This is a genomic window from Burkholderia cenocepacia, from assembly GCF_014211915.1.
Classification (GTDB): Bacteria; Pseudomonadota; Gammaproteobacteria; order Burkholderiales; family Burkholderiaceae; genus Burkholderia; species Burkholderia orbicola.
The window spans coordinates 1,778,238-1,791,990 of record NZ_CP060040.1 but is presented as its reverse complement, the minus strand read 5'-3'; the positions used below and the strand labels follow the sequence as shown (position 1 = coordinate 1,791,990).

Here is a 13,753-nt window from a genome sequence, read left to right as displayed (position 1 = left end):
GGCGCGTGCGAAGGCAATCAGCCGAGCGGGCGGCCGGCGAACAGGTGCTGAATCTGCGAGGAATACGCGCGCACGTTGTGCTCGGCGAGCGTGTCGACCTGATGCAGGCAGCGGCGGGCGGCGGCCGCGTAGTCGTCGAGCCGCGCGTCGTGCGTCTGCGCGGCGGTCGCGATCGCGCGCGCCGCATCGAAGATCTCGAAGTCCGGATAGTAGTAGCCGACGTCGCGCAGGAACGGCGAGTTGTGCACGAGCGGGTAGTTGCCGTACAGCGCGTCGTACAGCAGGTAGTTCAGGCCGTTTTCCCAGTGGTGCGACACGACGATGTCGGTGTGATGCGCGGCCCATGCGACGAACGGCGCGCGCACGTCGGCGGTGGCCTTGCCGTCGCGCACCATCTCGAGCCCGAGCGCGAGATGCTTGAAGGCGACGTTTTCCTTCTTGTCGAACGTGTTGGTCATGTACACGTGCTCGACGAGCTCCGGATGTTCGACGTAGCACGCGTTCGCGGCGAGCATCGGCACGATCGAGCTCTTCACGACGTTCAGGTTCGGCTCGAAGAACGCGATGCGCTTGGCCGGGCCGTGGTTGCGATAGCCGAAGCGGGCCTTCAGCTCGGGATCGGCGTCGAGGCTGCGCTCGATGAAATACGGCGACCAGATATGCGGCAGCTCGATCACCGGGGCACGGTACACGGCCTGGAAATACGCGGCGCACGTGTGCATGTGCTGCGGATTGGTCCAGATCTCGTCGAACTGCACGCGGTGCGGGTTCGGCCGCCAGTCGTTCTTCTCGAAGTTGATCGTCTCGACCGCGATCACGTAGTCGTTGCCGAAGCGATACGACACGCACTTGCCGCCGCGCTGGCGCACGACGTCCGTGTGCGACGGGTCGATGAACGCGTTCATCTCGATCAGCAGGTCGGTCTGGTGAACGACGGCCGACAGCGGCCGCAGCGCGTCGCCGAACGCGTCCATCATCAGCGCCTGCGGATACTCGGTGATGCCGTTGTCGTGCGCGAGCCAGACCTCGCCGATCAAAGGCGACTGCTTCAGCAGCATGTACAGGTACACGCAGTGCTGGTTCGCACCGTTGTACCAGATCGACTGCGTCGCGTCGCGCTGCACGTTCATCGTTATCGCGACATTGAGTTTCATCGGATCGGCTCCGTGGGGCGGGTAGTGCGCGGCTTACTGCGCGGCGTTTTGCGTCTGACGCGGCACGTAGCCCGTCAGATGCCAGCGGCCGTCGGTTTCGAGGCGGAAGCTTAGCTTCTCGAACATCGTGGCGCCGCTCGCGAGCGTCGTCGCGTAATCGACGTTCGCGTAGAGCCCGTCGGGCATTCCGGTCGTCCGCTCGTAGCGGATGCGCGTGACCTGCGCCCAGCCGCGATGGCTGACCGCGCCGACCGACTGGCGTGCCTGCTGCATTTGCGCCGTGAACTGGTCCTGCTTGAAGCGCGCCTTGACGAACGGTGCGGCGTCGCTCCATACCGCGCCGTACTGGCCGGCGTCGAGCTGCTTGAACACCGCATCGGAGTCGCGCAGCAGCGTGTCGGCCGATTCGCCGGCGGCTTGCGCGTGCGCGCCGATCGCGATCGATGCGGCGGCGCAGCCGATCAGCCATTTTGCGCGGGTGAGGGTCGGGCGTGCGTTCACGGTCGGGGTCCGGAAAGGGCGGCGCGTCACGCGTCGCGATAGAGGGTGGCGATCGCATCCGTATAGGCCGCGACGTTCTCGGGGTTGTAGATGCTGACCGAGTCGAGCACGTGCTTCGACTGCTCGCGGTAGGCGTCGAGATTCGCGTCGTGCTCGGCGAACGCCTGCAGCAGCGCGCGGCCGCCGGCCTGACAGTCGAAATCCGGATAGAAATACCCGGCCTTGCCGAGGAACGGCGAGTTGTGGATCAGCGGATAGTCGCCGTACAGCAGCTCGTAATACAGGTAGTTCTGCGCGTTCTCCCACGTGTGCGACACCACCGCATCGCCGTACGCGGCCATGAACTCGTACACCGCATAGCGGCTCTCGAACGTCGTGATCCCGTGGTTCACGATGTCGAGGCTCTTCGCGAAGTGCACGAACGTCGGATGTTCCTTCAGGTGAATCGTGTTGCACACGCGCACGAACTCGAGGAACGCCGGCTTCGCGCGATACGCTTCCTCGGTCACGAGCATCGGAATGATGCTCGTCTTCACCATGCAGATGTTCGGCTCGAACATCGTCACGCGCCAGCGCGGCTTGCCCGGCTGATAGCCGAACGACAAACCGGCGCCGAGCGTCGCGCGCGCCTTGTCGAACAGCATCGGATGCCAGATGTGCGGGACGATCGTGACCGGCGCGCGCAGGCCCGTCTGGTAGTAGTGCAGGCACGAGCGCTCGAACTCGGGAATCGTCCACACCGCGTCGTATGGCGCTCCGGAGAACAGGAAACCCGACGGCTTGTCGAACATCGCGCGTTCGATGTCGATCACGTAGTCGTTGCCGACCCGCATCGTGACGACCTTGCCGCCGCGCTCGCGGAACGCGCGCAGGTAGTCCGCGCCGAACTGTGCGCTCATCTCGATCAGCACGTCGCAGCGCTCGAGCGCCTCATCCATCGACAGCAATGGCACGTTCCACTCGCCGAGCATCATCTGCGGATCGGCGACCTGTTCGCCGCCGTTCACCATCACGGCATCCGCGACGAGCGGCGACTGACGCAGCAGCAGGATCAGCAGCAGGCAGTTCTGGAAAATGCCGTTTTCCCACAGCGACTGGCCGGCGCCGCGCACGAACAGCGACACGCCGACGACGAGACGCTTGCCCTCGCCGGGCGCTTGACGGGCATTGGAGTCCGACATGCGTATGCTCCGGTTCAGGCGACCAGACGCGAGACGAACGCGTCGAGGTTCGCGGGTTGTCGATCGAGACCGACTGCAGCAGCCGGCCCGCCTTCGCGCGGTAGTCGTCGAGGCGTTCGTCGTGATGCAGCCACGCTTCGAGCAGCGCGCGGCCGCCGGCAGCCGAGTCGAAGTCCGGGTAGTAATAGCCGGCGTCGCCGATCAGCGTCGAGTTGTGGATCAGCGGATAGCCGCCGTACAGCACGTCGTAATACAGATAGTTCTGCCCGTTTTCCCAGTGGTGCGACACGACCGCATCCGCGTGACGCGCCATGAAGCCCGGCAGGTCGAGTCGCGGCTCGAACGTCGCCTTGTGCTGGCGCACGAGATCGAGGCTGTTCGCGAAGTGCACGAAGGTCGGATGTTCCTTCATGTGCATCGAGTTGACGACGAACATGTGTTGCACCGCATCAGGCCGCGCGCGGTAGAACGCGTCGCACGCGAGCATCGGGTAGTGGCAGGACTTCGCGACCGAGATGTTCGGCTCGAGCATCGCGAGCTTCCACGGCCGCTGGCCGGGCTGATAGCCGAACGTCGCGCCTTCGTCGGCGAGCGTGGCCACGCGGCGCTCGAGGAAGTACGGCGACCAGATGTGCGGCATCAGGTGGACGGGCGCGCGCAGGATCGTCCTGAGCATCGGCGCGGCGGTCTTGTCGTATTGCGGCAGCAGCCATACTTCGTCGAACGGTGCGCCGTTGAACACGTGCCCCGACGGTTTCCCGAAGATCGGCGTTTCGCACAGGCCGGCATACACGTGCCCGCAGAAGAACGCGGCGATCTTCTTGCCGAGCGCCTTCATGTGCCGGAGCCATTCGACCGGCAACTGCGCGCCCATTTCGATCACGACGTCGAGTTCGTGCGTGACGTCGGCGGGTTTCACGAGCGGGATGTCGAGGCCGTCGAGCTCGAGGCCGGCCGGCAGTGCGTTGGCGTCGCCGCCGTTCAGGAAATAGACGGGACCGACGCGATCCGAGCGCTTGAGCATCATCGCGAGGAACGCGATGTTCTGGTGAATGCCGTTTTCCCAGATCGCCTGGCCGTCGCGCGCAAACAGCGAGATGCCGACCGCCGGCCGTTGCTTGCGAGTGCCGCCCGCGGCGGCTTCATTGATGTCCGTCACCGGTTGGTTTCCTCTGCGGCGTCGTGCGTCCGGGCCTCGCGTCGAGCGTCTGGCCGGCAGCGGCGCGCCGTGGATCGTCATGGTTGGATTCGCGCCGGTGGCACCGCGGCGCGCGAACCGGGCGACGGGATTCGCGAGGGCGGCAGCCGGATTCCGGCGTGTCGCCGGGCACGCCTGGGACGGCGCGCATCGGGCGGGCTGCCCCGGCGACTATTTGCGGCGATTGTGGCATGGAAACCGCCGGTTTTGGCAGGACGTGACGAACTTTGACATAGCCGCCGGCCAACGGAAGCGGGCGCAGGCGTTGCGGCGCCCGGTCGTCCCGCGGCGTGCCGGCGTGGCGCGGCTGGCCTGCCGGATCGCGCGGCCGCATGGGCGGCCGCCGGCGCCTCAGTGCTGCAGCCGGATTTCGACGCGGCGGTTGCTGGCGCGGCCTTCCGGCGTCGCGTTGGATGCGACCGGATCGGCCTTGCCGCGGCCCGAGACCGTCATCGAGTCGGTCTTCAGCCCGTGCGCCTTCAGATAGGCGGCGACCGCTTCGGCGCGGCGCTTCGACAGCGCGAGGTTGTAGTCGTCGCTGCCCACCGAATCGGTGAAGCCGGTGACCGTCACTTGCGAGTACGTGCGGTCGGCGCGCTCGCTCAGCAGCCGGTCCAGCGATTCGCGCGCGGTCGGCGCGAGCGTCGCGTGGTCGGTGGCGAACAGCGCGTCGCCGGACAGGTTCACGCGTTCGATCACGGCGGCGGGTGCGGGTGTGGCGGCCGAAGCCGCTTCGGCTGGTGCGGCGCCGCACTGGAACACCAGCGTGGCCGGATCGGATTTGTCGCGCAGCGCGCGGGCCGAGTCGACGGCGCGCACGGGCTCGTCGCCGCAGATCTTGCGGGCGGCCTTCATGCAGGTCTGCGGGCCCGACAGCAGGCCGTGGCAGTCCACCTGGAAGGTGCGCACGCCGTCGCGCGGCTGCAGTTCGGAGGCGCTGAAGGTCGGGCCGGATGCGGTCGAGCACGCGGCGAGGGCCGTTGCGGAAAGCGCGAGCGCAAGAGCGAGTTTGTTCACGGTGACGTCCTTAAAGCTTGGGTTGACCGAGGCCCGCCGCGCGGTGCGCAGCGGGCTCGTCCTGCCGTCGGAGCCGCGGGTCGTCCGGCTGGCGAGCCGGACGGCCGGGCGGCGCGACGCGTTACTTCCACTGATACAGCATGCCGGCGCCGATCACCTTCTGACCGCCGCTGAAACCGCCGTTGATCGACGCCTTCAGGTTCTCCGTGATACGCGCCTGCATGTTGACCGCCATCGCCTTCTGGCCGAGGAAGGTCGACGTGCCCACGCCCATCCCGAAGTTGGCGTCGCGATCGAGCTGCGGGATCGACGCCATCGCGCCGACGGCCGCGATACCCTGCTTCGCCATCTGGTCGGTCTGCTGCAGTTGCGAGCCCAGCGAGTTGATCTGCGCCTGCTGGCCCGACAGTGCCGTCGACAGCGTCGTCTGCACCTGCGTCAGCTGGTTCACGTTCACCGCGTCGGTGCCTTGCGTACCCGGCGCGACGTTCGTGATCTGGCGCTGCTGCGTGTCGCTGCCGACCGACACCACGTTCGAGCGGCCGCCGTCGTTCGAACCCGCGCCGATCGCCACCGAGTTCGAGCCGGCCGTGACCACCGGAAGGTCGTTGCCCTTGCCGTTCAGGTCGGCGGCGACGCCGTTGTTGTTCGCCGCACGCGTCGTGTTGTTGTTGAGCGTCGTCGACAGCTGGTTCAACTGGTTGTTGATGTTCGTCACGCCGGTCGACAGCGACGCCACGTTGCTGTTCGTCGTGCTCAGGCCGGTGGACAGCGAACCGATGCCGGTCGACGTCGACGTCGACAGCGAGTTGACGTTGCTGTTCGTCGTGCTGAGGCCCGTCGACAACGAGTTGATCGCAGTCGAGGTCGACGTCGACAGCGACGCCACGTTGCTGTTCGTCGTGCTCAGGCCGGTCGACAGCGAGTTGATGCCGGTCGACAGCGATGCGACGTTCGACGCGGTGGACGTCGACAGCGTGTTGATCGCGTTGTTCGTCGCGTTCAGCTGGCTGCCGTTGATCGCGTCCGTGCTCGTGGCCGAGATCCGGCCCGCGGCGACGTTCGTGATCTGGCGTTCCTGGCCCGGTGCACCGACGCTCACCACGCCGACCGGCGAGCCGCCCGCGAACGGGTACGTGACGCCGCCGATCGTGGCGCTCGAGGTGCCGACCGCAGCAGCCGTGACCGAGTTCGCGCCGAGTGCGATCGAGTTCGCGACGTTCGCTTGCGCGTTCGTGCCGAAGGCGAGCGCGTCCGCGGCCGTGGCCTTGGCGGCCGAGCCGTAGGCCTGTGCGCCGGTGGCGCTGGCCGTGGCCTGGCTGCCCAGCGCGATCGTGTTGTCCGCGGTGGCCTGGTTCGAGCTGCCGAGGGCCAGCGCGCTGGCGCCGGTTGCCGTGTTCTGGTTGCCGAGGGACACCGCGCCGTCGCCGGTCGCCGTGTTGTTCGCACCCATCGCCACGGCGCCGGTACCCGTCGCCACGTTCGGATCGCCGATCGCGACCGCGCCGTCGCCCGACGCCGTGTTGCCGGAGCCGATCGATACCGCCTTGCCGCCCGTTGCCGACGCGTTCTGGCCGATCGCGACTGCGCCTGCCGTCTGCGCGTTCGAGCCGTCGCCGACTGCCACGCTGCTCGCGCCCGCCGCGCTGGCGTTCACGCCGGCGGCGAGGGCGTTGGTGCCCGTGGCGCCGTCGTTCGCGTAGTTGGCTTGCTGCACGCCGTTGTCGTTGACGCTGTAGTAGTGCGTCTTCGCGGCGTTGATCGCGGTCGAGGTGGACGTCGAGAGTGACGACACCGAGCTGTTCGTGCTGCTCAGGCCGGTGGACAGCGAGCCGATGCCGGTCGAGGTCGAGGTGGACAGCGACAGGATCGTGCTGTCCGTGCTGCTCAAGCCGGTGGACAGCGAGCTGATGCCGGTCGAGGTCGAAGTCGACAGGGACGTGATCGAGCTGGTGGCCGACGACAGGCCCGTCGAGGTCGAGGTCGACAGGGAGCTGATCGAGCTGTTCGCGGACGAGAGGCCCGTCGAAGCCGACGTGGACAGCGAGGTAACCGAGCTGTTGGTCGAACTCAGGCCGGTGGACAGCGAACCGATGGAGCTGGTGGCCGACGACAAACCGGTCGAGGTGGAGGTCGACAGGGACGTGATCGAGCTGTTGGCCGACGAGAGACCAGTCGAGGTCGAGGTCGAGAGCGAAGTGATCGAGCTGTTAGCCGACGACAGGCCCGTCGAAGTCGAGGTCGACAACGAAGTGATCGAGCTGTTAGCCGACGAGAGGCCGGTCGAAGTCGAAGTCGACAGGGACGTGATCGAGCTGTTAGCCGAGGACAGACCCGTCGAGGTCGAGGTCGAGAGCGACGTGATCGAGCTGTTAGCCGACGACAGGCCGGTCGAGGTCGAGGTCGACAGCGAAGTGATCGAGCTATTAGCCGAAGACAGACCCGTCGAGGTCGACGTGGACAGCGAATCGATCGAGCTGTTAGCCGAGGACAGACCCGTCGAGGTCGAGGTCGACAGCGAAGTGATCGAGCTGTTAGCCGACGACAGGCCGGTCGAAGTCGAAGTCGACAGGGACGTGATCGAGCTGTTGGCCGACGAGAGGCCGGTCGAGGTCGAGGTCGACAGCGAAGTGATCGAGCTATTAGCCGAAGACAGACCCGTCGAGGTCGACGTGGACAGCGAATCGATCGAGCTGTTAGCCGAGGACAGACCCGTCGAAGTCGATGTCGACAGCGAGGTGATCGAACTGTTAGCCGACGACAAGCCCGTCGAGGTCGAGGTCGACAGGGACGTGATCGAGCTGTTGGCCGACGAGAGACCAGTCGAAGTCGAGGTCGACAACGAAGTGATCGAGCTGTTAGCCGACGACAGGCCCGTCGAAGTCGAGGTCGACAACGAAGTGATCGAGCTGTTAGCCGACGAGAGGCCGGTCGAAGTCGAAGTCGACAGGGACGTGATCGAGCTGTTGGCCGACGAGAGACCAGTCGAGGTCGAGGTCGAGAGCGAAGTGATCGAGCTGTTAGCCGACGACAGGCCCGTCGAAGTCGAGGTCGACAACGAAGTGATCGAGCTGTTAGCCGACGAGAGGCCGGTCGAAGTCGAAGTCGACAGGGACGTGATCGAGCTGTTAGCCGACGACAGACCCGTCGAGGTCGAGGTCGACAAGGACGTGATCGAGCTGTTGGCCGACGACAGGCCGGTCGAGGTCGAAGTCGACAGCGAAGTGATCGAACTGTTAGCCGACGAGAGGCCGGTCGAAGTCGAAGTCGACAGGGACGTGATCGAGCTGTTAGCCGACGAGAGGCCGGTCGAGGTCGAGGTCGACAGCGAAGTGATCGAGCTATTAGCCGAGGACAGACCCGTCGAGGTCGAAGTCGAGAGCGAGGTGATCGAGCTGTTGGCGGACGAGAGGCCGGTCGAAGTCGAGGTCGACAGCGAGGTGATCGAGCTGTTAGCCGACGACAGGCCGGTCGAGGTCGAAGTCGAGAGCGACGTGATGGAGCTGTTAGCCGAGGACAGGCCCGTCGAAGTCGAGGTCGACAAGGACGTGATTGAGCTGTTGGCCGATGAGAGGCCCGTCGAAGTCGAAGTCGACAGCGACGTGATCGAACTGTTTGCGGACGACAGACCCGTCGAGGTCGAAGTCGACAGCGAAGTGATCGAGCTGTTAGCCGACGAGAGGCCGGTCGAAGTCGAAGTCGACAGGGACGTGATCGAGCTGTTAGCCGACGAGAGGCCGGTCGAGGTCGAGGTCGACAGCGAAGTGATGGAGCTGTTAGCCGAGGACAGGCCCGTCGAAGTCGAGGTCGACAAGGACGTGATTGAGCTGTTGGCCGACGACAGGCCAGTCGAAGTCGAGGTCGAGAGCGACGTGATCGAGCTGTTGGCCGACGAGAGGCCGGTCGAAGTCGAGGTCGAGAGCGAGGTGATCGAGCTATTAGCCGACGACAAGCCGGTCGACGTGGAAGTCGACAGCGAGGTGATCGAGCTGTTAGCCGACGACAAGCCGGTCGACGTGGAAGTCGACAGCGAGGTGATCGAGCTGTTAGCCGACGACAGGCCGGTCGAGGTCGAAGTCGACAGCGAGGTGATCGAGCTGTTGGCCGAAGACAGGCCCGTCGAGGTCGAAGTCGAGAGCGACGTGATCGAGCTGTTAGCGGACGACAGGCCGGTCGAGGTCGAGGTCGACAGCGACGTGATCGAGCTGTTTGCGGACGACAGACCCGTCGAGGTCGAAGTCGAGAGCGACGTGATCGAGCTGTTAGCCGACGACAGGCCGGTCGACGTGGAAGTCGAGAGCGAGGTGATCGAGCTGTTGGCGGACGACAGGCCGGTCGAGGTCGAGGTCGACAGCGACGTGATCGAGCTGTTGGCCGAGGACAAACCCGTCGAAGTCGAGGTCGACAACGAAGTGATCGAGCTGTTAGCCGAGGACAGGCCGGTCGAGGTCGAGGTCGAGAGCGAAGTGATCGAGCTGTTAGCCGACGAGAGGCCGGTCGAGGTCGAGGTCGACAACGACGTGATCGAGCTGTTAGCGGACGACAGGCCGGTCGAGGTCGAGGTCGACAGCGACGTGATCGAGCTGTTAGCCGACGACAAGCCCGTCGAAGTGGAGGTCGAGAGCGACGTGATGGAGCTGTTAGCGGACGACAGGCCGGTCGAGGTCGAAGTCGACAACGAAGTGATCGAGCTGTTAGCCGAGGACAGGCCCGTCGAGGTCGAGGTCGACAAGGACGTGATCGAGCTGTTGGCCGATGAGAGGCCCGTCGAAGTCGAAGTCGAGAGCGAGGTGATCGAGCTGTTGGCGGACGACAGGCCGGTCGAGGTCGAGGTCGACAGCGAAGTGATTGAGCTGTTAGCCGAGGACAGGCCAGTCGAAGTCGAAGTCGACAGCGAGGTGACTGAGCTGTTGGTGGAGCTCAGGCCTGTGGACAGCGACGAAATGGCGCTGGTCGCAGTACCGACCTGCTGGGCGACCGAATAAAGCTGGCTGCCGTTGATCGCATCGGTACTCGTCGAGGTGACTTGGCCTGCGGCGACGTTGGTGATTTGTCGTTCGTTGCCGGCGCTGCCCACGCTTACGGTGCCGACCGGCGCAGAGCCAGCGAATCCGCCGAACGTCACGCCGCCGACAGTTGCGCTGCTCGTGCCGACGGCCGGGGTGGTGGCCTTCGAGTTGGCACCGAGCGCGACGGAATTGTTCGTGCTGGCGGTGGAGCCGATGCCAAGCGCGACCGCATCGTTCCCGCTGGAGACGGCGCCGGAGCCGATGGCGACGGCGTCGGTACCCGTCGCGGTGCTGTCGGGGCCGGTCGAGTTCGCGTGGAAATACTTGATGCCCTGGCTGTTGATGTTGTTGATCGCCGAGCCGACGCTGTTGGCGGTCGAGGTCGTACCGTTCGCGTTGTACGTGGTGTACGACGGCGCCGAGACCTTGCCGGTCGTCGGGTCGTACGTCGACCCGCCGCCAAGTGCCGACGCGGTGCTGCTACCGAGGTTGTCGGTCTTCGTCGAGACCGTGCTGATTCCGGTGGACAGCGAGTTGATGCCGGTCGAGGTCGACGTGGACAGCGAGGTGATCGAGCTGTTGGCCGATGACAGGCCCGTCGACGTGGAAGTCGAAAGCGACGTAACCGAGCTGTTAGCCGAGCTCAGGCCGGTGGACAACGAATTGATGCCGGTCGAAGTCGACGTGGACAGCGAGGTGATCGAGCTGTTGGCCGATGACAGGCCCGTCGACGTGGAAGTCGAAAGCGACGCAACCGAGCTGTTAGCCGAGCTGAGGCCGGTGGACAGCGAATTGATGCCGGTCGAAGTCGACGTGGACAGCGAGGTGATCGAGCTGTTGGCCGATGACAGGCCCGTCGACGTGGAAGTCGAAAGCGACGCAACCGAGCTGTTAGCCGAGCTCAGTCCGGTGGACAACGAATTGATGCCGGTCGAAGTCGACGTGGACAGCGAGGTGATCGAGCTGTTGGCCGACGACAGGCCCGTCGACGTGGAAGTCGAAAGCGACGCAACCGAGCTGTTAGCCGAGCTGAGGCCGGTGGACAGCGAGTTGATGCCGGTCGAGGTCGACGTGGACAGCGAAGTGATCGAGCTGTTGGCCGACGACAGACCCGTCGACGAGGAAGTCGAAAGCGACGTAACCGAGCTGTTAGCAGAGCTCAGGCCGGTGGATAACGAATTGATGCCGGTCGAGGTCGATGTGGACAGCGAGGTGATCGAGCTGTTGGCCGATGACAGGCCCGTCGACGTCGAGGTCGAAAGCGACGCAACCGAGCTGTTTGCCGACGACAGGCCCGTCGACGTGGAAGTCGACAAGCTGACGATGTTCGACGTCGTGGTGCTAGCCACCGCGTAAAGCTGGCTACCGTTGATTGCGTCCGTGCTGGTTGCACTGATCAAGCCGGCCGCCACATTCTGGATGCGGCGCTCGGAGCCCGCGGCGCCCACGCTCACGACACCCGCGGCCGAATTCGCGCCAGCATAGGTACCGAATGTCTGACTTCCGATCGTCGTGCTGCTGACAGCGCCGGTGCCGCCCGTCGCCGTATTCGCGGTACCGGTCGTGGTCGCACCCGAGCCGAGCGCGACCGAGCCCGTCACGTTCGCGTTGGCGCCGGCCCCGAAGGCCAGTGCATTCGTCGCACCGGATACCGCGGTATCGCCGATCGCGATGCCCCCGGCCGCCGTCGTCGTGCTGCTATTGCCCAGCGCAACCGAGCCCTGGCCGATCGCACTGTTGCTGTTGCCGATCGCCACGGCACCGTTCGCGGCTGTCGTTCCCGCCGCATTGCCTGCGGCGATGTTATTTGCACCCAGCGTCACGGCGCCCGTGCCGTTCGCAATGTTCGGATCGCCGATCGCCACCGCGCCGTTACCGCTCGCGGTCTGTTGACTGCCGATCGCAACGGCGCCGACCCCGGACTTGACCGTTGAACGGTAACCAATCGCAGTCGAACCCAAACCGGCCGTCGACGAAACGCTCGAGGTGTCGCCGATTGCAACCGACGAATTCGCCCCCGCTGTTGAAGTACTTCCCAGTGCCACAGCGGCGGAACCTGCGGCGGTCGACTGATTGCCGGCAGCCAGCGTCGCGAAATTCGACGCGACAGTTCCGATACCCAGCGCCGTTGCGTTCGTGCCGCTTGCATTCGCGCCGAGGCCAAATGCCGATGCTTGTCCGGCCGACGCGCTGGCTGACGCGCCAACGGCGGTTGCATTACCGGCCGTTGCGGCCGCCTTGTTGCCGAGCGCGACCCCGTTCCCCCCCGTCGCAATGGCCGTCACACCGATGGCGGTGTCTTGCGCACCACTGGCAGTGGCTTGATTGCCGATAGCCGTTGCATCCGTGTTCGACGCAACCGCACCGAAGCCGCCCGCGTAACTTGTGGCTCCGGTGGCGCTTGCGTTGAAGCCGGTTGCCATGCTGTTGGCCCCGGATGCCTTGGCGCTGCCACCCAGTGCAATTGCATTGGCGCCTGTCGAAGATGCTGCAGCCCCGACTGCGACGTTATTCGTTATCGAGGTGTTCCCCGCGACGCCCGCAACCGCGCCGTCGCCTTGGGCGATGCCGTACGCACCGTTGACGGTCGCGCCGCGGCCGACTGCAATACCTGACGTGGCGGTCGATGCGACGGACGACTGCCCGCCGATCGCGATGCCGTCCGACGCAGCGGACTGCGCGCCCTTCGTTGCGTTGCTGCCGATGGCTACTGCGCCCGCGCCCGATGCGATGGTCGAGTTTGCCTGCGACAGCGGCGTCGTTCCGTTGCCGCCCGCGCCGCCGATCGCGACGGAGTTCAGTGCGTTCGCCGTCGAGCCGAAGCCGAGTGCGGTCGCGCCAGCGCCGCTGGCGGTGGTTTCGAGACCGGCCGCGACACCCCAGAGGCCGGCCGACGATTGCATGCCGGTGGCGACGGCGCCGTTGCCGGTCGCCTGCGCGAACGAGCCGTATACCGTGACACCGGTCCAGCCATTGCCGTTGGAGTTACACCCGGCTACGACCGAATACGTTCCGGAGCCATCGCCGGCCTGGTTTTGCGTGCCACCCGGGTTGATGCGGCCGACCGCGCCGTTGCTGCCCGTGAAGCAGGTCTGCTGTGTGTTGAGCGTGTTGGCCTCGGCCAAGCCGGGCAGGCTGATCGCCAGGGCCGCGACTGCTGCCACCACGACGGCCGACTTGTTCGGCTTGCCCCGTGCCGAATCGATTTCCGATGCCGCGACCCAGGCGCCAAGGGCTTCGTTCCAGATCGAGCGGTATGTGCGGTTCATGTCCTGCTACCTCCAAATGTGCACGCCACACACCGGTCTCTTTTGTTAGAGGATTACTCCGTGCGCTCGCGCGAATCTCAAAATTGATGGGCGGAGTTTATTGGAGGTGGATTTTAGAGATTGACAAACAGTGATAAATGAAGGGATTGGAAAGTTAAAGAATGGTTAATGAGCCGTGTTTTGATGTACCGGGGTAGAATGAATTTGAAAGCTGTAAGAATGTGTCATGTCGGGTTTGATTTTTTCTTGGGCGCTCTTTGTTTTCATATAAAAATCAATAATTTACATTGGTTTTGTGCGCCAGGTTACACATCGGGCCGCTCCAAAAGTAAGACAAATGAAATAGCAAACGTTTGCGAGCAGCTCAATTCTTTCATGATTGTAATGTTTATTGGTGCGTTGGTTGATAATGCATATTCCGTAT

5 protein-coding genes and 1 pseudogene are annotated in these 13,753 nt (G+C 64.9%); all 6 read right to left on the bottom strand.

Features of this window, described 5'->3' with window-relative positions:
* Nucleotides 1–17: 17 nt before the first annotated feature.
* The 6 genes and pseudogenes from SY91_RS24445 to SY91_RS24420 all read right to left on the bottom strand — a co-directional run bounded on the left by SY91_RS24445 (nt 18) and on the right by SY91_RS24420 (nt 13,329).
* Nucleotides 18–1,154 (bottom strand): DUF2827 family protein, encoded by a 1,137-nt coding sequence (locus SY91_RS24445; RefSeq protein ID WP_023475687.1) that lies wholly within the window; start codon nt 1,152–1,154, stop codon nt 18–20.
* Between the two features lie 33 nt (nt 1,155–1,187).
* The gene (locus SY91_RS24440; RefSeq protein ID WP_023475686.1) at nt 1,188–1,655 is read right to left on the bottom strand and encodes a DUF4019 domain-containing protein; all 468 of its coding nucleotides are present in this window, start codon (nt 1,653–1,655) and stop codon (nt 1,188–1,190) included.
* A gap of 26 nt (nt 1,656–1,681) precedes the next feature.
* Nucleotides 1,682–2,836 (bottom strand): DUF2827 domain-containing protein, encoded by a 1,155-nt coding sequence (locus SY91_RS24435; RefSeq protein ID WP_023475685.1) that lies wholly within the window; start codon nt 2,834–2,836, stop codon nt 1,682–1,684.
* 14 nt (nt 2,837–2,850) lie between these two features.
* Nucleotides 2,851–3,995 (bottom strand): annotated as a pseudogene (locus SY91_RS24430) (DUF2827 domain-containing protein).
* 390 nt (nt 3,996–4,385) lie between these two features.
* Nucleotides 4,386–5,051, bottom strand: coding sequence for an OmpA family protein (locus SY91_RS24425; protein ID WP_006480561.1), 666 nt, complete (start codon nt 5,049–5,051; stop codon nt 4,386–4,388).
* Nucleotides 5,052–5,172: 121 nt separating this feature from the next.
* Complete coding sequence (locus SY91_RS24420; RefSeq protein ID WP_185921410.1) at nt 5,173–13,329, bottom strand: ESPR-type extended signal peptide-containing protein; 8,157 nt, start codon at nt 13,327–13,329, stop codon at nt 5,173–5,175.
* Between the last annotated feature and the right edge of the window lie 424 nt (nt 13,330–13,753).